Origin of the sequence: Enterobacter cloacae complex sp. 370H10 (genome assembly GCF_050031535.1) — a bacterium.
In the GTDB taxonomy this organism is placed as follows: Bacteria; Pseudomonadota; Gammaproteobacteria; order Enterobacterales; family Enterobacteriaceae; genus Enterobacter; species Enterobacter intestinihominis.
The window spans coordinates 4,852,028-4,872,315 of the sequence record NZ_JBLGWG010000001.1 but is presented as its reverse complement, the minus strand read 5'-3'; the positions used below and the strand labels follow the sequence as shown (position 1 = coordinate 4,872,315).

Here is a 20,288-nt window from a genome sequence, read left to right as displayed (position 1 = left end):
GGTCATTCTCAGGCGCGTTGTTGATGAATAAAAGCCGCGAGCGTGGCAACGGAATAGAAGTGCTGACGCATCTCGTCACTTTCGGCAGAAAGCACTACGCCGTACTGATTTTTTACCGCCAGCCCCAGCTCAAGGGCGTCGATTGAGTCCAGACCGAGGCCGTCGCCAAAGAGCGCGGCGTCTGTATCAATATCCTCTGGGGTAAGTTCTTCCAGATTCAGCGTAGAGATAATGAGATTCTTAATTTCAAGATAGAGCGCTTGCATCTTTCGTTCCTGACAAAGATTGAAGACCGGTTGTTAACTGATGCTGCATATGCCGGTTTAACTGCCTTGCTGCCAGCGCGGGTTCGTGCTGACTCGCATCATAAAAATCATGAATGTTGATGCGTTCGCGAACATCCACGGTGAAAACAGGTTTGTTGGGGGGCACGTTATACCAGTTGCTCTGTTTATCCAGCATCCGTTCGCTACAGTGGATCACCACCACGCGCACGGCGCTGTTGCAGCGAACGGCGATATTCGCCGCCCCACGCTGCAGGGTAATGGCTTCCCCCACCCGGGTGCGGGTGCCTTCGGGGAAGATAAGCAGGGTGTCGCCCTGGGCCAGACGCTGCTGGCTTGCGGCAAGCAGCGTGTCGGCTTCGCTGTTAATCAGATAGTCCGCCGCGCGGATCACGCCGCTGACGAACGGGTTACGCAGCAACGCGCTTTTCACCAGACAGTCGGTTTCGTTCATCACCGACGCCAGCAGAACGTAGTCCAGCAGCGAGGGATGGTTCGCAATCACCAGACAGCCCCGCTCGGCGCGCAAAACGTCCAGGTTGTTGAAACGGTAATCCAGTACCCCTACACCGCGTACCACCGCGAGGAACAGGCGGAAACTGGCAGAAATAGTGCGGCGTGCCAGGCGGCGACGTTGGGTGCGGTCACGCTGGAAAATCAGCAGCAGGTTAAACCACACCAGCGACAGCGTCAGCCCGCCGAGGCCGAACAGGGCGAAGCACAATCCGGTCATCAGCATGCGCCATACCCGATCGAGGCGGGAACGTAACCCTCTCATTGGCGCGTCCATTGCCACAGCAGGCGCTCGCCCGGCAGGGTAAACTGGCGCTCGTCCCGCAGGTAATGGCGCAGGAACTGCAGGCTTTGCGGCAGCGCGGGCTCTTCAGGCCTGCGGTTGGCGTGCGTTTCACAGCTGAGCGTATTTCCGGCCTCAATTACCAGCGCCAGCGCGTAGGGCCAGACGGGCATCTGCGGCGGCAGCCCGGCGTGATAAAACTCCGGCAGCAGACCGTCGAAATCTACCAGCAACACGCGTGAGTAGCCCGCATGTAGCAGACTCAGCACCTCGCATAAGCTCTGCTGGAAGGTATCCATACCGGCGGAAACCGACGAAGAGACAACAGGCTGACGCGCGGCGATAGTGAGATTGCCGACCGCCGAGTTGTGTACCGACATGGCAAAATCGGTGGGGGAAACGGGCTGATCTGCCGCCAGGGCCTGGAGAATACGAAAATTGCGTTCCAGCTCCCCGTGACGGCTGCTGTAGACGACGGCGTCGATGCGGTGTTTGCGCAGCATCATCAGGCCAAGATCGACGGCCAGCTTGCTGCCTGAATTCAGGCGGCGGGCGGTCATCATCGGCAGATCGGTCAGTTTCGCCAGCGGTGCATCAGGATCGATGGCGTCAGACCGGCGTGACCATGCCTGCCATTCGTCGGCATCGCTGAGTCCTGGCGCTCTTGCCTGCCAGTCGATAAGGGTAAGTGTAAATTTCATCTACGCGCGTCCGCGATAAACCTGTTTCTGTGACTTTTTCTTCGCCAGCGCGATTTGCTGCGCACATCGTACAATGTTGTCGTCGCGCTGGCGAATAAACGTCACTTTTAACCCTTTCCACCCGGTTATCCCGGCAAACGGCTTTTTGGCCGACCCGGACCCAGCAGAATGGCGAGTTTACTGCCTCCTTTCGTGGTTTCCATCCAGATTTTACAGACGCTGGTGAGCGGCACGGAGAGCAGCATGCCCACCGGTCCCAGCAGCCATCCCCAGATCAGTAACGATAAAAACACCACCATCGTCGACATGCCCAGACGGTGACCCATCATGCGCGGTTCGAGAATATTGCCCAGCACCATATGCACGACGAGGAACAGCGCCCCTACCAGCATGCACTCATAAAAACCGTTAAACAGGAACGCCTGGATCATCGGCGGAACGGCAGAAAGCACCGCGCCGATATTGGGCACGTAGTTCAGTAAAAACGCCAGCACGCCCCACATCAGCGCGAACTGCACGTCCAGCAGCACCAGCCCCAGCCAGACGATCACGCCGGTCCACAGGCTTAACAGCGTTTTCAGCGCCAGATATTTGGACACACCCTTCAGCGCGCGATGCAAGCCGGCAATGTGGATCTGCGGATTGTTCAGGGCAAAACGCAGCTTATACGGCACGTGGCGCACTTCGAACAGCATAAACACCACCGTCATCACCAGCAGCAGAATGCTGGCCATTGCCCCGGAAAGCCCGGTCATCAACGTGGTGGCGTAGGTCATCACCTTCTCGGAATCCATCCGGCGCAGCATCCGTTCCGGTGAGATATGCAGATTCACGAACGGCAACATGCGCTGGAGATCGACCAGCTTGCGCGTCAGCTCTTTATTGTACTGCGGCAGCATGGTGGAAAATTCGCTCAGCGAGGCGGCGAGCACGCCGAACAGCGCCGTCAGGACAACCAGCATCACCATCACCACAATGGTAATCGCGACCGGGCGGCTGATGCCCCGGCGTAAAAACCACGTCACCAGCGGGTTGAGGACGATGGCGAAAAACAGCGCCAGCAGAAGCTGAACAATGATATCCGCCGCCGCATGGATACCCGCAAGGATAACCACCAGGCAGGCGAGTTTTAATAAAATATGAAGTCCGGCTTTGTCGGGCGGGCTGGCAGTCATAAGAATTCCTTTTTCCGGGGGGCTTGCTAATTGTAGTGCGCCGGATTCGCTTCGTCTGGAGCGTTAGTCTTAAAGTCATGGAAAAAAAATGGCCCCCGGCGCAAGCGACGGAGGCCACGTCATCCTGGTGAACAATTACTGGATCACGAGGGTGTTAATGATGTTTTCAGCGGTAGCCTGCGCTTTTTGCTGATTATCTGCAGGCAGAGTGATCTGCATGGTTAGCAGTTTATTATCTACCTTGCCGAGAACCACGGAGGAGTAAGCGGTCTGGCCTTTGGCGGAGATGATGCTGTCCAGCTGTTGCAGCGTGTGGCCTTTCAGCTCGATAGACTTATTGGTCACCACCTGAAGCTGCGGGTCGCGGCTGCGCTGCTGATCTTCCAGACGTTTGGACAGCACACCCAGATCTTCGCTGGTATCGTCACCGACAATCACAATGACTGCTTTTTGCCCGGTGGCATCGGAGTAGACGTGCATGTTGTTCGCCTGGGTGCCCAGCTTACCGCTCTGATCGGTCATGTCCGCGGGCAGAGAGAAACTGAGTTTGCCATCCATCAGGCTCACCGGCTGACCGGTGGCGTTGCTTTCTGCTGACGCGCCCTGAGCAGGCGTTTTGGTGTCGCTGTTATCACAGGCTGCAAGGCCAACAACCAGCAGGCCAATCCCGACATATTTAACCAGATTGCGCATTGACTTCTTCCTTTCGATAAACGGCCATAGCGGCTCATTCGTTCATCTTATCACAACTGATAAAGCGAACCCTTAACCTGCCTGCAATGCGGACATTTCAGATTTATCTGCCAGTCTTTTCAGCAGCATATTCAACAGCACGCCGTACATCGGCAGGAAGAAGACCAGGCTGATAAGCACCTTAAAGGCGTAGTCCACCAGAGCGATTTCCATCCAGTGTTCTGCCATGAAGGCGTCCGGGCTGCGCCAGAAGGCAATGAAGAAGAAGGCCAGCGTATCGCTCACGTTACCGAACAGCGTGGAAGCCGTTGGTGCCATCCACCAGCGATGGTTCTGACGCAGGCGGTTAAACACGTGGACATCGAGGATCTGCCCCAGGGCATAGGCCATAAAGCTGGCGGCGGCAATACGCGCGACGAACAGGTTGAAATGCGTCAGGGCTTCGAAGCCCTGCCAGCTTCCCATGTAAAACAGCGAGGAGATGGCGTAGGAGACAAACAGTGCCGGGATCATCACCGCAAAAATAATCCGCCGCGCCAGCGGTGCGCCAAAAATACGCACGGTTAAATCCGTCGCAAGGAAAATAAACGGGAAACTGAACGCGCCCCAGGTGGTATGGAAACCAAAAATGGAGATGGGGAGCTGTACCAGATAGTTACTGGAGATGATCACCAGCAGATGAAATAGCGAAAGCCAGAACAACGCCTTGACGCGTTGCGATTGTGTAAAGGAGTTCATATTGTACCTTTTTGATTAATATTTGGGGTGAGGGAACCCAATAAAGCCGCCGCATGATACTGCTTTCACGACACTTTGCAATGGCTAATTTTCACGCAATCGTTAACCTGGTTTGCATTGGCGATAGCGGGGCGTAAACTACAGCCGTTTTTACCTGAACGAGAAGAACATGACCGACCTGTTTTCCAGCCCAGACCACACGCTTGATGCTCAGGGCCTCCGTTGCCCGGAGCCGGTAATGATGGTGCGTAAGACCGTCCGTAACATGCAGAGCGGCGAAACGCTGCTGATCGTCGCCGATGACCCGGCTACCACCCGTGATATCCCCGGCTTTTGTACCTTTATGGAACATGAGCTGGTGGCGCAGCAAACCGAGACCTTGCCGTACCGGTATTTGATTCGTAAGGGGTAAGTGCGGCCTGACGCCCGGCGGCGCTTCGCTTGCACGGGCCTACGGGTGTAGTAGGTCGGGTAAGGCGCAGCCGCCACCCGACAAGTACTCATCACAATTTCGAACCATCGTTTCAAAATTTCGCGCTTTTTGTGAGGCGCTTCACCCTCCTTTTTCCAGCCGTAGTCTAATTTTTAAACGTCAAAAACTAAAACATCGTTTTAACGCTTATTTCACTACCCTGGAGTTGACTCAATGAAAACGACCCTCAAGCCGTTACTGGCTGCTCTGTGCCTGTCTGCTTTTGCCTGCACCGTTTCTGCCCAGACCATCAAAGCCGCCGATGTGCATCCTGAAGGCTACCCGAACGTGGTGGCGGTTCAGCAGATGGGTGAAAAACTCAAACAACAAACCGATGGCAAGCTGGAGATTAAGGTCTTCCCCGGCGGTGTGCTGGGGGATGAAAAGCAGATGATTGAGCAGGCGCAGATGGGGGCGATAGACATGATCCGCGTCTCTATGGCGCCGGTTGCCGCCATCCTGCCGGATATCGAAGTGTTTACGCTGCCCTACGTATTCCGCGATGAAGACCACATGCATAAGGTGATCGACGGGGATATCGGCAAGCAGATTGGCGACAAGCTGACCGCCAACCCGAAATCGCGCCTGGTCTTTCTCGGCTGGATGGATTCCGGCACCCGCAACCTGATCACCAAAGCGCCGATCGTTAAACCGGAAGACCTGAAAGGGAAGAAGATCCGCGTTCAGGGTAGCCCGGTGGCGCTGGCCACGCTGAAAGCGATGGGGGCGAACTCGGTGGCGATGGGCGTCAGCGAGGTTTACAGCGGCATGCAGACCGGGGTGATCGATGGCGCGGAGAACAACCCGCCAACCTTTATCGCCCACAACTACATGCCGATCGCCAAAAACTACACGCTGAGCGGCCACTTTATCACTCCGGAAATGCTGCTCTACTCCAAAGTGAAATGGGACAAACTGAGCGCTGACGAACAGCAAAAGATCCTGACGCTGGCCCGCGAAGCGCAGTTCGAGCAGCGTAAGCTGTGGAATGCGTATAACGACCAGGCGCTGGCAAAAATGAAGGCTGGCGGCGTGAAGTTCCACGATATCGACAAAACGGTGTTCATCAAAGCCACTGAGCCGGTGCGCGCGCAGTATGGCGACAAGCATCAGGATCTGATGAAAGCCATCGCTGACGTTCAGTAATCCGGAGTACGTATGTCCGAACTCTACCTGAAGTGGATGGATCGTCTGTACCTGCTCGCCATGGCGGTGGCGGGTCTCTCGCTGCTGGTGATGACGATTGTCATCCCCATCGGCATCTTCTCACGCTACGTGCTCAATCGCGGCGAATCCTGGCCGGAGCCGATCGCCATTATCTGCATGGTGACGTTTACCTTCATCGGCGCGGCGGTAAGCTACCGCGCCGGGTCGCATATTGCGGTCAACATGCTTACCGACCGCCTGCCCGCGTCGCTGCAAAGGCTGTGCGCGCGGGTAGTGGATCTGCTGATGCTGCTGATTTCTGGCCTGATGTGCTGGTACAGCTACTGGCTGTGCGTCGAGCTGTGGGAGCAGCCGGTGGCGGAGTTTCCGCTCCTGACCTCCGGCGAAAGCTATCTGCCTCTGCCTGTCGGGTCGGCCATTTTGATCCTGTTTGTGCTTGAACGCCTGCTGTTTGGCTCGCAGGAAAACCGTCCGGTCGTGCTGATCGGCAATCACAGTTAAGGGGTGAACAATGGATGCTTTTGTTTTGTTATTCACCCTCGCCATTTTGCTGGCGCTGGGGATGCCGGTGGCCTTCGCCGTCGGCTTAAGCGCCGTGGCGGGCGCGCTGTGGATTGACCTGCCGCTGGAGGCGCTGATGATCCAGATCACCAGCGGGGTCAATAAATTTACCCTGCTGGCGATCCCGTTCTTCATTCTTGCCGGGGCGATCATGGCGGAAGGGGGCATTGCCCGACGGCTGGTGAATTTCGCCTACGTGTTCGTCGGCTTTATCCGCGGTGGGCTGTCGCTGGTGAACATTGTCGCCTCGACGTTCTTCGGCGCGATTTCCGGCTCGTCGGTGGCGGATACGGCGTCTATCGGCAGCGTGATGATCCCGGAGATGGAGAAGAAGGGTTATCCGCGCGAATACGCGGCGGCGGTGACGGCCAGCGGGTCGGTGCAGGCGATTCTGATCCCGCCCAGCCACAACTCGGTGATTTACTCCCTGGCGGCGGGGGGAACGGTCTCCATCGCCACGCTGTTTATCGCGGGCGTGCTGCCGGGCCTGCTGCTGGGCGTGAGCCTGATGGTGCTCTGCCTGTGCTTCGCCCGCAAGCGCGGCTACCCGAAGGGGGACAAAATCCCGTTCAGGCAGGCGCTGAAAATTATGCTCGATGCCCTGTGGGGGCTGATGACGGTGGTGATTATCCTCGGCGGGATCTTGTCCGGGATTTTTACCGCCACCGAATCTGCCGCCGTGGCCTGCCTGTGGGCGTTCTTCGTCACCATGTTTATCTACCGCGACTACAAGTGGAGCGAACTGCCGAAGCTGATGTGCCGCACGGTGAAAACCGTCACCATCGTGATGATTTTAATCGGCTTTGCCGCGGCGTTTGGGGCGGTGATGACCTACATGCAGCTGCCGATGCGCATCACCGAATTCTTCACATCGCTCTCCGATAACAAGTACGTGATCCTCATGTACCTCAACATCATGCTGCTGCTGATTGGCACGCTGATGGACATGGCGCCGATCATCCTGATCCTGACGCCGGTGCTGCTGCCGGTGACCAATGCACTGGGTATCGACCCGGTGCATTTTGGGATGATCATGATGGTTAACCTGGGGATTGGGCTGATCACGCCGCCGGTCGGATCGGTGCTGTTTGTGGCGAGTGCGGTGAGTAAGCAGAAGATCGAACACGTGGTGCGGGCGATGCTGCCGTTTTACGGTATGTTGCTGGTCGTGCTGGGGATGGTGACGTACATTCCGGCGATTTCATTGTGGTTGCCGGGGCTGTTAGGAATGCAGTGACGCGTGCGGCCTGATGCCCTCACCCCGGCCCTCTCCCGCGGGGAGAGGTGGCAAACACGAGAAACGGCAACCCGGTTGCCGTTTCACTTTTACCTTTGACGCAACAACCGCAACGCGTTCGCCGTAACCAGCACCGTCGCCCCCGTATCCGCCAGTACCGCCAGCCACAGTCCGGTCATGCCGAGCAGCGTGGTGACCAGGAAAATCCCCTTCAGACCCAGCGCAATGGCGATGTTCTGCCGAATATTGGCGCGCGTCGCCCGCGCAAGTTCTATCATCTGCGCCAGCCCGGTCAGGCGGTTGTGCGTCAGCGCCGCATCGGCGGTCTCCAGCGCCACGTCGGTGCCGCTGCCCATCGCAATGCCGATGGTGGAAGCTTTCATTGCCGGGGCATCGTTTATTCCGTCCCCGACCATCGCCAGCGGGGCGTTGCTGTTCAGCTCGGTTACCGCGCTGACTTTATCCGCAGGCAACAATCCGGCCTTAAACTCCAGCCCCAGCTCGCCTGCAATCGCCGCCGCCGCGCGCGGATTATCGCCGGTCAGGATCACGCCCTGTACTCCCAGCCTGTGCAGTGCGTCGACGGCCTCTTTCGCATCGTCACGCAGGGTGTCGCGCAGCGCCAGCATGCCCATCGGCATACCGTCCTGCATCACGGTAACGACCGTCTGCCCGGCCTGCTCCAGCGCCTCAACTTGTGGAGTAGAGCGCGCGTCCGCCGCGGCGATCAGCACTTTTTTGCCTTCGACCACAGCTTCAATCCCTGACCCGACCAGCGCTCGCTGGGCCGTTGCCGGAGGGATGTTCAGCCCGCGGCCCTTCGCTTCACGCACAATCGCTTGCGCCAGAGGGTGGGTGGAACCCTGCTCCACGGCAGCGGCCAGCGTCAGCAGGGCGTCTTCACTGATGTCCTGCGAATACACGCCGGTCACCTGCGGCTTGCCGACGGTCAGCGTGCCGGTTTTATCGAAGGCGATGTGCTGGACCTGGCTCAGTTGCTCCAGCGCCGCGCCGCCCTTAATCAGCGCCCCGCAACGTGCCGCCGCCGCCAGCCCGGAGGTAATCGCCGCCGGGGTGGAGATCACCAGCGCACACGGACAGCCGATCAGCAGCAGCGTCAGCCCTTTGTAAATCCAGCCCTCCCACGGCGCGCCGAAGAACAGCGGCGGGACGACGGTGACCAGCAGCGCCACCAGCATGATGGCGGGGGTGTAAATCCGGCTGAAGCGATCGATAAAGCGTTCTACCGGCGCGCGGCGCTCCTCGGCCTCTTCAATCAGCCTGAGGATGCGGTCGATGGCGCTGTCGCCCGGTTCGGAAAGGACCGTCAACTGCACCAGTCGGTCGATGCTGGTGGCGCCCGCAGGCACCTTTTCACCCGCCGCGCGCGCTACCGGGATGGATTCCCCGGTCAGGGCACTTTCGTCAAAACTTGCGGTGGCGGTAACGAGGGCCCCATCGGCTGGCAGACGTCCGCCTGCGGGCACTTCAATCACGTCACCCGGTCGCAGGGTGTTGATGGCGACCGTTTCACGCTGACCATCAATAACCCGCGTGGCGGTTTCCGGCTTTAGCGCCATCAGCGCGCTCACCCCTTTACGCGCCCGGCTCGCCGCCCAGCCCTCAAGGCGTTCGCCAATTAAGAACAGCAGCAGCACCATCGCCGCTTCCGCCGTCGCGCCAATAAACAGCGCCCCGATAGCCGCCACGCTCATCAGCGTTTCGATGGCAAACCAGCTGCCGCTTCTCATCAGACGCAGCGCCTGACGGGCAATCGGGAACAGGCCAACCAGCGTGGTGGCGATAAACGCCAGGTTGCCGAACGGGTGGTTGATCTGCTCCAGCCCCCAGCTCAGGGCCATCATCATGATGAGGGTGATAAGGGGCAGGTTTTCTTTTAGCGGGGACGTTTTTTCTGCGGGCGCCGTTTCGCTGCGCAGGGTATAACCCGCTTTGCTGACGGCGGCTTCAACCTGTCTGCTGACGTCGTTTTCGGCGCTGACCAGCAGCTTTTCGGTAGCGAACAGCACCTGAACGTGGCTCACGCCCGGCACCTGCTTCACCGCGTTTTCCACTTTGCGGGCGCAGGCCGCGCAGTCCATGCCGTTGACGACCCAGCTGTAGTGATTGCCGCTTTCAGGCAGCGTTTGAGTTTGCGTTTCGCATGCGCCCTCGCAGCAGCAGTCCTCTTTTGGCGGAACCGGGCTGAGCTTAAGTGCCGAGAATTGGGGAACTTTTTTAGGTATTTCTGGAGTCGACATGGCAGTCTCCGGTAATGATAATTTTCTCATTAACCGCAGCATACACTCTGGAGTCGACTCCAGAGTCAAGCGTTATTTAGATATACAGCGAACGCACAATCAGGAAGTGTCCGGCAAAGTAACAGGCGGCAGAAATCGCATTATCCGCACGGAAGCGGCGGCGATAGTGGCTGCCCAGCCAGACGATGTTACCCAACAGCAACAGTGCGGCACCGAAGAACGCGGACATCGCAGGCGCTGTCGGACGGAAGAACCACAGCTCGCCCGCCAGCCACACCATCACCAGCGTCATGGCGATAAACGTACACACCGGCAGACGCATCTCTTCCAGACGCGACCAGATCACCGCGATCAGCAGGGCGCCAATCACCAGCAGCACCAGCGGCAGCGGCCAGAAGATGGAGAGCGTCATCTGGCTGGCAAAGTAGATGGTATAGAGCAGATGCGACAGGAAGAATGCCCCCACGGCGTACAGCAGACGCTGGCGCGGCAGCAAGGTTAAGGCATCGCCAATCAGGGACGCACACAGCCCCGCGAGGACAAGATAGCTGATGGCGTTAAACATAGGTGCCTGCCAGGCAAGCAACAGCAGGAGCAATAGCGTGACGGGTTTAAACAACCAGCGCTGCCAGGCTGGGCCACGGTAAGACGCATCGACGTAAAGCCATGCGGAAAAACAGACAGCGATAAATGACCAAAGCATATTAACTCCCTGTAACTGTTGAGGCTGAATGATCAGTTTCTGATCCAGTGTAGTGACGCGAGCGGGCGTTTGGCAATGCCGGGGCAGGCGAGGTATCCTGAATTCCGCATAATCTGATGGGATTTTTCAATGAGCAAGATGCCGCTGTTTTTTATTGTCGTGCTGGCGATTATCGTCATTGCCGCCTCGTTTCGCTTCGTGCAGCAGCGCCGTGAGAAGGCCGACAACGATGCCGCGCCGCTGATGCAAAAGCGCGTGGTGGTGACGAACAAGCGCGAGAAACCGCTTAATGACCGCCGATCCCGCCAGCAGCAGGTGACGCCTGCGGGCACAACGATGCGCTATGAAGCGAGCTTTAAGCCGGAAACCGGCGGGCTGGAGATGACCTTCAGACTGGAGGCGCAGCAGTACCACCAGTTGACGGTGGGGGAGAAAGGCACGCTGAGCTACAAAGGGTCGCGGTTTGAAGGGTTTGAACCGGAGCAGTAATTTTCCCCTCACCCCGGCCCTCTCCCACAGGGAGAGGGTGTAAGCGTCCCCTCTCCCTGTGGGAGAGGGTTAGGGTGAGGGCATCAGGCCGCACCTTACTTCTTCACCTGCGCCTTAAACTTCTTCATCCACACCAGCAGCTCAAATACGCCGAAAATAAACACCCGTAGCTGCTGCCAGCCGGTCATCGGTGGGCTATCTTTCGGCAGTCCGTTTTTCAGCATCACCATCTGCAAGGCATGCATGAACGCGGTGAAAATCAGCGCCACGTTAATGAAGATATTCAGCGGACGCGGGAACGGGTGCACCAGATTCAAAATCAAAAATGCCCAGACGCCCAGCATCAGCAAGCGCCCTACGTTAATCAGTACTGGCATCGGATCCTCCTTGTGCCTGACGGTGATACAGACGATAAGCCACCTGGCCGGCGACCTTCTCGCGGTGCAGATCCCAGTGAACGGGAACGGACGGCAGACCATTTTCCACTTCGCTTTCAACGTAAATCAGCGCGTCGTCTGCCAGCCAGCCATTTTTTTCCAGCAACGATAATGTCTCTTCCAGCAGCCCTTTACGGAACGGCGGGTCAACAAACACCACGTTGAACGGCGTCCCCTGTTGCGCGAGGAAGCTCAGCGTGTTGGTATTCACCACTTTGGCGTTGGTTGATTTCAGCGTAGCCAAATTTTGCTGCAACGTCTGCGCGACGCCGCGCTCCATCTCCAGCAACGTGGCGCTCGCAGCATAGCGCGACAGCGCTTCCAGCCCTAATGCACCGCTTCCGGCGAAGCAGTCCAGGCAATGGGCGTCTACCATTGACGGGGCGAGCCAGTTAAACAGCGTCTCGCGAACGCGGTCCGTGGTAGGGCGTAAACCGGGGCTGTCCGGCACCGGTAATTTCCGGCCTCGCCACTGACCGCCGATAATGCGAATTTGACCGGCCGGGGCGCGGGTGGGTTTCTTCATCTCAGGAAAGCTCTGTTAACAATGCCCTGCGATTGCGGGCGGTGATGTCAATTAAGTAAAGTGTTAGACTATTTCATCATTTTTTTAGCTTCCCTGTATATAGCGCCGCGAGGAGTGTAGTCGCAGATGGCAAAACAAAAAAAACGTGGCTTCTTTTCCTGGTTGGGTTTCGGTGAAAAAGAGCAAGAAACAGAACAGAAAACCGAAGAACAGCAGGTTGTAGAAGAGCAGTCACAGCCTGAAACGCCTGTCGAAACCGCTGCGGTTGTCGAAGCGGAAGAGCCGGTGCACAGCAAAGAAGAGATTGAATCCTTTGCTGAAGAGGTGGTTGAGGTTACTGAACAGGTTCAGGAGAGCGAAAAACCAGAGCCGGTTATCGTTGAAACCCTTACCGAAGCGCCGCAGGCCGCTATCGAACACGAAGCGCTGCCGCTGCCGGAGGAGGTGAAAGCTGAAGAGTGGCAGGCCGAAGCGGAAACCGTTGAAATTGTTGAGGCGGTGGAAGAAGAAGCGGCCCTTGAGCCAGAGCTGACCGACGAAGAGCTGGAGGCCCAGGCGCTGGCGGCGGAAGCGGCTGAAGAAGCGGTCATCGTCGTGCCGGTGGAAGAGCAGGCCGAAGAAGAGATCGTTCAGGAGCAGGAAAAACCGACCAAAGAAGGTTTCTTCGCGCGCCTGAAGCGCAGCCTGCTCAAAACCAAAGAAAACTTAGGTTCCGGATTTATCAGTCTGTTCCGCGGCAAGAAGATCGACGACGATCTGTTTGAGGAGCTGGAAGAGCAACTGCTGATTGCGGACGTGGGCGTGGAAACCACCCGGAAAATCATTGCCAACCTGACCGAAGGGGCGAACCGCAAACAGCTGCGTGACGCCGAGGCGCTGTACGGCCTGCTGAAAGACGAGATGGGTGAAATTCTCGCAAAAGTTGACGAACCGCTTAATATTGAAGGCAAAATGCCCTTTGTTATTCTGATGGTTGGCGTCAACGGCGTGGGTAAAACCACCACCATCGGCAAGCTGGCGCGCCAGTTTGAGCAGCAGGGCAAATCGGTGATGCTGGCGGCGGGCGATACCTTCCGTGCGGCAGCGGTGGAACAGCTCCAGGTGTGGGGCCAGCGCAACAATATTCCGGTCATTGCCCAGCACACCGGCGCGGATTCCGCGTCCGTGATTTTCGATGCCATCCAGGCGGCGAAGTCGCGTAACGTGGACGTGCTGATTGCAGATACCGCAGGGCGTTTGCAGAACAAATCGCACCTGATGGAAGAGCTGAAGAAAATCGTTCGCGTCATGAAGAAGCTGGACGAAGATGCACCGCATGAAATTATGCTGACTATCGACGCCAGCACCGGACAGAACGCCATCAGCCAGGCGAAGCTGTTCAATGAAGCGGTAGGACTGACCGGGATCACGCTGACCAAGCTGGACGGCACCGCGAAAGGCGGGGTGATCTTCTCCGTGGCCGACCAGTTCGGCATTCCTATCCGTTACATCGGTGTGGGCGAGCGTATTGAGGATTTACGTCCGTTTAAAGCGGACGACTTTATTGAGGCACTATTTGCCCGAGAGGACTAACAATGATTCGCTTTGAACACGTCAGCAAGGCCTATCTCGGCGGGAGACAAGCGCTGCAGGGGGTAACATTCCACCTCCAGCCAGGCGAGATGGCATTCCTGACCGGCCATTCCGGCGCGGGGAAAAGTACCCTGCTCAAGCTGATCTGTGGGATCGAGCGGCCAAGTGCCGGGAAAATCTGGTTCAGCGGCCATGAAATTAGCCGTCTTAAGAACCGTGAAGTGCCGTTCCTGCGTCGTCAGATTGGCATGATTTTCCAGGATCACCACCTGCTGATGGATCGCACGGTTTTCGATAACGTCGCGATCCCGCTGATTATTGCCGGCGCCAGTTACGATGATATCCGCCGACGCGTTTCGGCGGCGCTGGATAAGGTCGGGCTGCTGGACAAAGCGAAGAACTTCCCGATCCAGCTCTCCGGCGGTGAGCAGCAGCGCGTGGGCATCGCCCGTGCGGTGGTGAACAAGCCTGCCGTCTTGCTGGCGGATGAACCGACCGGTAACCTGGACGATGCCCTCTCTGAAGGGATCCTGCGTCTGTTTGAGGAATTTAACCGCGTGGGGGTCACGGTACTGATGGCGACGCACGACATGGGGCTTATCTCACGCCGTTCGTACCGCATGCTGACCCTGAGCGACGGGCATTTGCACGGAGGCCACGGTGAATAAGCGTGATGCAATGAACCAGATACGGCAGTTCAGCAACCGGTTTGACCGTTTCCGCAAGCCTCAGGGCGGCGGGGACGGCAATCGCCATGCGCCTAAGCGTGCCAAAGCGACACCGAAACCGAACTCCCGTAAAACCAACGTCTTCAACGAACAGGTGCGCTACGCCTTCCAGGGCGCGTTGCAGGATCTAAAAAGCAAACCGCTGGCGACGTTCCTGACGGTGATGGTGATTGCCATCTCCCTGACGCTGCCGAGCGTCTGCTACATGGTTTACAAAAACGTGAACCAGGCGGCGTCCCAGTACTATCCGTCGCCGCAGATTACCGTTTATCTGGATAAAGCCCTCGACGATAACGCTGCGGCTCAGGTAGTGGGGCAGATTCAGGCCGAGCAGGGCGTGGAGAAAGTGAACTATCTTTCCCGCGATGAAGCGCTGGGCGAATTCCGCAACTGGTCCGGGTTCGGCGGCGCGCTGGATATGCTGGAAGAGAACCCGCTGCCCGCCGTGGCGGTGGTGATCCCGAAGCTCGATTTCCAGGGCACCGATTCGCTCAACACCCTGCGCGACCGCATTACCCGCATCAATGGGATTGATGAAGTGCGCATGGACGACAGCTGGTTTGCCCGCCTTGCCGCCCTGACCGGGCTGGTGGGGCGCGTATCGGCGATGATCGGCGTGCTGATGGTGGCGGCGGTGTTCCTCGTCATCGGTAACAGCGTGCGCCTGAGCATCTTCGCCCGTCGCGATACCATCAACGTGCAGAAACTGATTGGCGCAACGGATGGTTTCATCCTCCGCCCGTTCCTCTACGGCGGCGCGTTATTAGGTTTTTCTGGTGCATTTCTTTCATTGATTTTGTCAGAAATTTTGGTGATGCGGCTGTCGTCTGCCGTCACTGAGGTGGCGCAGGTTTTCGGAACGAAGTTTGATATCAGTGGCTTAGGGTTCGATGAGTGCCTGCTGTTGCTGCTGGTCTGCTCCATGATCGGCTGGGTGGCGGCATGGCTGGCAACGGTTCAACATTTACGCCACTTTACTCCCGACTAATAAAAGCGTGATATAATCTTTCCCTGCACCGAGATGTTCGCTTGCAGGGAAAGCGTCCCTGTTGTCTCTTCCCCTGTAATCATCTTCATGTCACATTTTGTGCGTAATTTATTCACTGTTGCACCTGGAACTTGTGGATAAAATCACTGTCTGATAAAAGAGTGAATGCTAATCTCGTTGCTCAAACGCTTTGGCATGGTTGTTGCCTGACGGGGACAACCTGGACCAGAAGAAACATTGAGAGGAATGAATGACCAAAGAAATGCAAACTTTAGCTTTAGCCCCTGTTGGTAACCTGGAATCTTACATCCGGGCTGCGAACACCTGGCCGATGTTAACGGCTGAGGAAGAAAAGGAGCTTGCTGAAAAGCTGCATTACCAGGGCGATCTGGAAGCAGCTAAAACGCTGATCCTGTCTCACCTGCGCTTTGTTGTTCACGTTGCTCGTAATTATGCGGGCTACGGCCTGCCGCAGGCGGACCTGATTCAGGAAGGTAACATTGGCCTGATGAAGGCGGTACGTCGCTTCAACCCGGAAGTGGGTGTGCGACTCGTCTCCTTCGCCGTGCACTGGATCAAAGCGGAAATTCACGAATACGTCCTGCGTAACTGGCGTATTGTGAAAGTCGCTACGACGAAAGCGCAGCGCAAACTGTTCTTCAACCTGCGTAAAACCAAGCAGCGTCTGGGCTGGTTCAACCAGGATGAAGTGGAAATGGTGGCGCGCGAGCTGGGCGTTTCCAGCAAAGACGTCCGCGAGATGGAATCCCGTATGGCCGCGCAGGACATGACGTTTGATATGTCTGCCGACGACGATGCCTCCGACAGCCAGCCGATGGCCCCGGTCCTGTATCTGCAGGATAAAACCTCTAACTTTGCTGACGGCATTGAAGAGGATAACTGGGAAGACCAGGCGGCGAACAAGCTGACCTTCGCGATGGAAGGCCTCGACGAGCGTAGCCAGGATATCATCCGTGCCCGCTGGCTGGACGAAGATAACAAGTCCACGTTGCAGGAACTGGCCGACCGCTACGGCGTCTCCGCTGAACGTGTGCGTCAGCTTGAGAAGAACGCCATGAAAAAACTTCGCGCCGCTATCGAAGCGTAATTTCCGCGAAGTACACCGAGAACCCCTGGATGAGAGTCTGGGGGTTTTGTTTTTTTAGCGCCCGCTCTGGCGAATTTCTCCCCCCTGGCAAACACTTACTGATGCGCTAAGCAGGCGACTTTCAGAGGGTGACAGGGTGAAAAATAACGAACTGAACGACCGGCGTTTACAGGCGACGCCGCGCGGTATCGGCGTCATGTGTAACTTCTATGCCGATAAAGCCGAAAACGCCACGGTGTGGGATGTAGAAGGTAACGAGTATATTGATTTTGCCGCCGGGATCGCCGTGCTGAATACCGGGCATCGCCATCCAAAAGTTATCGCCGCCATCGAAAAACAGCTTCATGCCTTTACCCATACCGCTTACCAGATCGTCCCCTATGAAGGTTATGTGGCGCTTGCCGAGCGCATCAACCAGCGCGTACCCATAGAGGGGCCAGCCAAAACCGCCTTTTTCTCAACGGGTGCAGAAGCGGTCGAAAATGCGGTGAAAATTGCCCGGGCGTACACCAGACGTCCCGGCCTTATCACCTTCGGCGGCGCGTTCCACGGCCGTACCTTTATGACCATGGCGCTGACCGGCAAAGTGGCGCCCTATAAGCTCGGCTTCGGCCCGTTCCCCGGCTCGGTGTACCACGCGCAATTCCCCAACAACCTGCACGGCGTCAGTACCGCCGAAGCGTTAAAAAGCCTGGAGCGCATCTTCAAAGCCGATATCGCGCCCGATCAGGTGGCGGCAATCATTATTGAACCGGTTCAGGGCGAGGGCGGATTCAACGTCGCGCCCGCTGATTTTATGCAGGCGCTGCGTGCCCTGTGCGATACCCACGGGATTTTACTGATCGCCGACGAAGTGCAAACCGGCTTCGCCCGTACCGGCAAGCTATTCTCCATGGAAAACCACTGCGTGAAGCCCGATCTGATCACCATGGCGAAAAGCCTGGCGGGCGGAATGCCGCTCTCTGCCGTCTCTGGCCGGGCAGAGGTGATGGACGCGCCCGCTCCGGGCGGACTGGGCGGCACCTACGCGGGTAACCCGCTGGCGATTGCGGCGGCCCATGCGGTGCTGGACGTGATTGACGAGGAAGATCTCTGCACGCGCGCGTCTCATCTCGGCCATCATCTTGTCGAGGTGCTGAATAAAGCGAAGGATGGCTGTCCCTGGATCGCCGATATCCGTGGACAGGGCTCGATGGTGGCGGTGGAATTTACCGATCCGCAAACCGGACAGCCGTCGCCGGAATTTACCCGTCAGGTTCAGGAGCGCGCGTTGAACGAAGGGCTGCTGCTTTTGAGTTGCGGCGTCTACGGCAACGTTATCCGCTTCCTCTACCCGCTCACCATCCCCGAAGCGCAGTTCCGTAAAGCGCTGGATATTATTTCCGCCTCGCTGACACGATAAAGCCAAAAGCCCGGCTCAAATGACAGTCGGGCTTATCATATTTTCATTTCAAATTAGCTATTCCAAAATCATAAAAATGGGGTATGTTTTAGCAGAGTATGCTGAAAAAGCGCGAACAGCACGCCTATAATTGAAATAAAGCGCTACACAACAACATCACAACAATCGTTATAACCATAATAATGGGGAATCTCAGGATGAACATGAAGGGTAAAGCGTTACTGGCAGGATGTATCGCGTTGGCATTCAGCACTATGGCGCAGGCCGATATTAAAGTGGCCGTGGTGGGCGCGATGTCCGGTCCGGTAGCACAGTACGGCGACCAGGAATTTACGGGCGCGGAACAGGCGGTTGCAGACATTAATGCTAAGGGCGGCATCAAGGGCGAAAAGCTGCAAATCGTAAAATATGACGATGCCTGTGACCCGAAACAGGCGGTCGCGGTGGCGAACAAAGTGGTAAATGACGGGATCAAATACGTTATCGGTCACCTGTGCTCCTCTTCCACCCAGCCCGCGTCTGACATCTACGAAGACGAAGGCATTCTGATGATCACGCCGGCTGCGACGGCACCAGAGCTGACCGCGCGCGGCTATAAGCTGATCCTGCGTACCACCGGTCTGGACTCCGATCAGGGGCCAACCGCCGCGAAATACATTGTTGAAAAAGTGAAGCCGCAGCGCATCGCGATTGTTCATGACAAACAGCAGTACGGCGAAGGCCTGGCCCGTGCGGTGCAGGATAACCTGAAAAAAGCGAATGCCAACGTGGTGTTCTTTGACGGTATCACCGCCGGTGAGAAAGACTTCTCGACTCTGGTAGCGCGTCTGAAGAAAGAGAATATCGACTTCGTTTATTACGGCGGCTACCACCCGGAAATGGGGCAGATCCTGCGTCAGGCGCGTGCGGCGGGTCTGAAGACACAGTTCATGGGGCCAGAAGGCGTGGCGAACGTTTCCCTGTCTAACATCGCGGGTGAGTCTGCTGAAGGGCTGCTGGTGACCAAACCGAAAAACTACGACCAGGTGCCTGCGAACAAACCTGTTGTAGATGCCATCAAGGCGAAGAAACAGGATCCAAGCGGTGCGTTCGTCTGGACCACTTACGCAGCGTTGCAGTCTCTGCAAGCGGGCCTGAACCAGTCAGCCGATCCGGCGGAGATTGCCACCTGGCTGAAAGCGAACTCGGTGGAAACCGTGATGGGGCCGCTGTCCTGGGATGAGAAGGGCGACCTGAAGGGCTTCGAGTTCGGCGTGTTTGACTGGCATGCCAACGGCACGGCGACAGACGCCAAATAAAAGCAAAAAGGCAACGTAAGTTGCCTTTTTTAATGTTTTCTCCCTCTCCCCGTGGGAGAGGGCCGGGGTGAGGGCATCAGGCCGCAGAGCCCCGCTTTTGCCCGGTGGCGCTTCGCTTACCGGGCCTACAATCAGCCTGGGAAAATGCGGCAGATAATGAATGTAGGCCGGGTAAGGCGCAGCCGCCACCCGGCTTTCTTTTAGCGCTTCTCCCACCCGTTCGCCTGCGCCGTAAACCCTAACGCCTGCATAAACGCCGCCATTACGCCGCGATCCTCTACGCCCACGTCGGCCATCCACCAGGAGGTCACGCTCGGGTTTTCGCGGATCACCTCTTCAATCAAATACTGCCCGACCCCGCGACGACGGGTCACGTCGCGCACGCGCAGGGAGTCCAGCGCCCCTTCCGTGCCGCTCAGCGTTACGCGGACGGCGGCCAGCAGGCGCTCGTTAAAGCGCGCGGCATAGATGCGGTGGTTCTCATCGACGGCCAGCGATGAAGAAGAATATTCCGGCCAGATCTTGCCCAGGTCGATATGATCCTGGTCGCTAAAGGTCACCAGACGCACGATAGTCAGTTTCATTAGCTGCTTGTCCAAATCAAAAAGAGTACGGCCAGTGTACTCAATTTAATTGCTCAGGCACTTTCTCTTTTTCTTCCCATTTACCAGGTGATTAGTTTTTTGGCAACGCGATGGGCAGTTTGAAAACACATGGATCGAAAAATAAGCAGAATTTTAACCTGAATGGTAGTGATTTATTCGGCGCTTTGTACCGTTATTTTATGCTGCAAACTGCGCTTTTATTTGTTTATCTCCGTCTGATTTCAGAATATTATCTTTGCTTAATCGCCTGAAAAATAGAGATATTAGTCTGGTTTTTGTTAAAAACCTGCGCTAAACCATTAAAGGCACTGGTAAAAATAGCGTTGTTCATTAAAAGTACAGAATGC

The 20,288-nt window shown here is 57.0% G+C and carries 22 protein-coding genes; 11 read left to right on the top strand and 11 right to left on the bottom strand.

Annotated features, from left to right (window positions below; genetic code table 11):
- Positions 1–8 precede the first annotated feature (8 nt).
- The 6 genes from ACQG2Q_RS24085 to ACQG2Q_RS24060 all read right to left on the bottom strand — a co-directional run bounded on the left by ACQG2Q_RS24085 (position 9) and on the right by ACQG2Q_RS24060 (position 4,387).
- Positions 9–266, bottom strand: a complete 258-nt coding sequence (locus tag ACQG2Q_RS24085; protein ID WP_003861263.1) for a phosphopantetheine-binding protein — start codon at positions 264–266, stop codon at positions 9–11.
- Positions 247–1,062 (bottom strand): lysophospholipid acyltransferase family protein, encoded by an 816-nt coding sequence (locus ACQG2Q_RS24080; protein WP_058677289.1) that lies wholly within the window; start codon positions 1,060–1,062, stop codon positions 247–249. The genes ACQG2Q_RS24085 and ACQG2Q_RS24080 overlap by 20 nt, the downstream gene beginning before the upstream one ends.
- Positions 1,059–1,781 carry a beta-ketoacyl synthase chain length factor gene (locus ACQG2Q_RS24075; RefSeq protein ID WP_023307137.1) on the bottom strand — a complete coding sequence of 241 codons (723 nt, stop codon included), beginning with the start codon at positions 1,779–1,781 and terminating at the stop codon, positions 1,059–1,061. The genes ACQG2Q_RS24080 and ACQG2Q_RS24075 overlap by 4 nt, the downstream gene beginning before the upstream one ends.
- A 125-nt stretch (positions 1,782–1,906) precedes the next feature.
- Complete coding sequence (locus tag ACQG2Q_RS24070) at positions 1,907–2,956, bottom strand: AI-2E family transporter (RefSeq protein ID WP_003861270.1); 1,050 nt, start codon at positions 2,954–2,956, stop codon at positions 1,907–1,909.
- Positions 2,957–3,091: 135 nt separating this feature from the next.
- Entirely contained in the window at positions 3,092–3,649 is a 558-nt protein-coding gene (locus ACQG2Q_RS24065) for a DcrB family lipoprotein (RefSeq protein ID WP_022649677.1), read from the bottom strand.
- 72 nt (positions 3,650–3,721) lie between these two features.
- Positions 3,722–4,387, bottom strand: coding sequence for a 7-cyano-7-deazaguanine/7-aminomethyl-7-deazaguanine transporter (locus ACQG2Q_RS24060; RefSeq protein WP_045622192.1), 666 nt, complete (start codon positions 4,385–4,387; stop codon positions 3,722–3,724).
- A 169-nt stretch (positions 4,388–4,556) separates the two neighbouring features.
- Between ACQG2Q_RS24060 and tusA the strand changes: the two genes are divergently transcribed.
- The 4 genes from tusA to ACQG2Q_RS24040 all read left to right on the top strand — a co-directional run bounded on the left by tusA (position 4,557) and on the right by ACQG2Q_RS24040 (position 7,824).
- Entirely contained in the window at positions 4,557–4,799 is a 243-nt protein-coding gene (tusA, locus tag ACQG2Q_RS24055; protein WP_000130627.1) for a sulfurtransferase TusA, read from the top strand.
- 234 nt (positions 4,800–5,033) lie between these two features.
- Positions 5,034–6,005: a TRAP transporter substrate-binding protein gene (locus tag ACQG2Q_RS24050; protein ID WP_063146801.1), complete on the top strand. Its 972-nt coding sequence runs from the start codon at positions 5,034–5,036 to the stop codon at positions 6,003–6,005.
- 12 nt (positions 6,006–6,017) lie between these two features.
- The gene (locus tag ACQG2Q_RS24045; protein ID WP_023298808.1) at positions 6,018–6,527 is read left to right on the top strand and encodes a TRAP transporter small permease; all 510 of its coding nucleotides are present in this window, start codon (positions 6,018–6,020) and stop codon (positions 6,525–6,527) included.
- Between the two features lie 10 nt (positions 6,528–6,537).
- Positions 6,538–7,824 carry a TRAP transporter large permease gene (locus ACQG2Q_RS24040; RefSeq protein WP_022649674.1) on the top strand — a complete coding sequence of 429 codons (1,287 nt, stop codon included), beginning with the start codon at positions 6,538–6,540 and terminating at the stop codon, positions 7,822–7,824.
- A gap of 89 nt (positions 7,825–7,913) precedes the next feature.
- On the opposite strand, the gene zntA is transcribed toward ACQG2Q_RS24040, so the two are convergent.
- Positions 7,914–10,085 (bottom strand): Zn(II)/Cd(II)/Pb(II) translocating P-type ATPase ZntA, encoded by a 2,172-nt coding sequence (gene zntA, locus ACQG2Q_RS24035; RefSeq protein ID WP_063850378.1) that lies wholly within the window; start codon positions 10,083–10,085, stop codon positions 7,914–7,916.
- Between the two features lie 76 nt (positions 10,086–10,161).
- Entirely contained in the window at positions 10,162–10,788 is a 627-nt protein-coding gene (locus ACQG2Q_RS24030) for a lysoplasmalogenase (RefSeq protein ID WP_022649672.1), read from the bottom strand.
- Between the two features lie 129 nt (positions 10,789–10,917).
- Between ACQG2Q_RS24030 and ACQG2Q_RS24025 the strand changes: the two genes are divergently transcribed.
- A complete protein-coding gene (locus tag ACQG2Q_RS24025) occupies positions 10,918–11,277 on the top strand; it encodes a DUF2500 domain-containing protein (protein WP_022649671.1) in 360 nt (119 codons plus the stop codon).
- A gap of 95 nt (positions 11,278–11,372) precedes the next feature.
- On the opposite strand, the gene ACQG2Q_RS24020 is transcribed toward ACQG2Q_RS24025, so the two are convergent.
- Both ACQG2Q_RS24020 and rsmD read right to left on the bottom strand, forming a co-directional pair.
- Positions 11,373–11,654 carry a DUF1145 family protein gene (locus ACQG2Q_RS24020; RefSeq protein WP_022649670.1) on the bottom strand — a complete coding sequence of 94 codons (282 nt, stop codon included), beginning with the start codon at positions 11,652–11,654 and terminating at the stop codon, positions 11,373–11,375.
- Positions 11,638–12,240 carry a 16S rRNA (guanine(966)-N(2))-methyltransferase gene (gene rsmD, locus ACQG2Q_RS24015; protein WP_063850381.1) on the bottom strand — a complete coding sequence of 201 codons (603 nt, stop codon included), beginning with the start codon at positions 12,238–12,240 and terminating at the stop codon, positions 11,638–11,640. Before rsmD ends, ACQG2Q_RS24020 begins: the two co-directional genes overlap by 17 nt.
- A gap of 126 nt (positions 12,241–12,366) precedes the next feature.
- On the opposite strand from rsmD, the gene ftsY reads away from it, so the two are divergent.
- The 6 genes from ftsY (at position 12,367) to livJ (ending at position 19,336) form a co-directional block, all read left to right on the top strand.
- A complete protein-coding gene (ftsY, locus tag ACQG2Q_RS24010) occupies positions 12,367–13,812 on the top strand; it encodes a signal recognition particle-docking protein FtsY (RefSeq protein WP_063850382.1) in 1,446 nt (481 codons plus the stop codon).
- A 2-nt stretch (positions 13,813–13,814) separates the two neighbouring features.
- Complete coding sequence (gene ftsE / locus ACQG2Q_RS24005; RefSeq protein ID WP_006812284.1) at positions 13,815–14,480, top strand: cell division ATP-binding protein FtsE; 666 nt, start codon at positions 13,815–13,817, stop codon at positions 14,478–14,480.
- Complete coding sequence (gene ftsX / locus ACQG2Q_RS24000) at positions 14,473–15,528, top strand: permease-like cell division protein FtsX (RefSeq protein WP_022649667.1); 1,056 nt, start codon at positions 14,473–14,475, stop codon at positions 15,526–15,528. Before ftsE ends, ftsX begins: the two co-directional genes overlap by 8 nt.
- Before the next feature lie 250 nt (positions 15,529–15,778).
- Positions 15,779–16,636, top strand: a complete 858-nt coding sequence (gene rpoH, locus ACQG2Q_RS23995) for an RNA polymerase sigma factor RpoH (RefSeq protein WP_000159624.1) — start codon at positions 15,779–15,781, stop codon at positions 16,634–16,636.
- Positions 16,637–16,772: 136 nt separating this feature from the next.
- Positions 16,773–18,038, top strand: coding sequence for a 4-aminobutyrate--2-oxoglutarate transaminase (locus ACQG2Q_RS23990; RefSeq protein WP_032626831.1), 1,266 nt, complete (start codon positions 16,773–16,775; stop codon positions 18,036–18,038).
- 197 nt (positions 18,039–18,235) lie between these two features.
- A complete protein-coding gene (livJ, locus tag ACQG2Q_RS23985) occupies positions 18,236–19,336 on the top strand; it encodes a branched chain amino acid ABC transporter substrate-binding protein LivJ (RefSeq protein ID WP_015571474.1) in 1,101 nt (366 codons plus the stop codon).
- A 200-nt stretch (positions 19,337–19,536) separates the two neighbouring features.
- Here the strand turns inward: livJ and panM are convergent, their stop codons facing one another.
- Positions 19,537–19,920, bottom strand: a complete 384-nt coding sequence (gene panM, locus ACQG2Q_RS23980) for an aspartate 1-decarboxylase autocleavage activator PanM (RefSeq protein ID WP_022649664.1) — start codon at positions 19,918–19,920, stop codon at positions 19,537–19,539.
- Between the last annotated feature and the right edge of the window lie 368 nt (positions 19,921–20,288).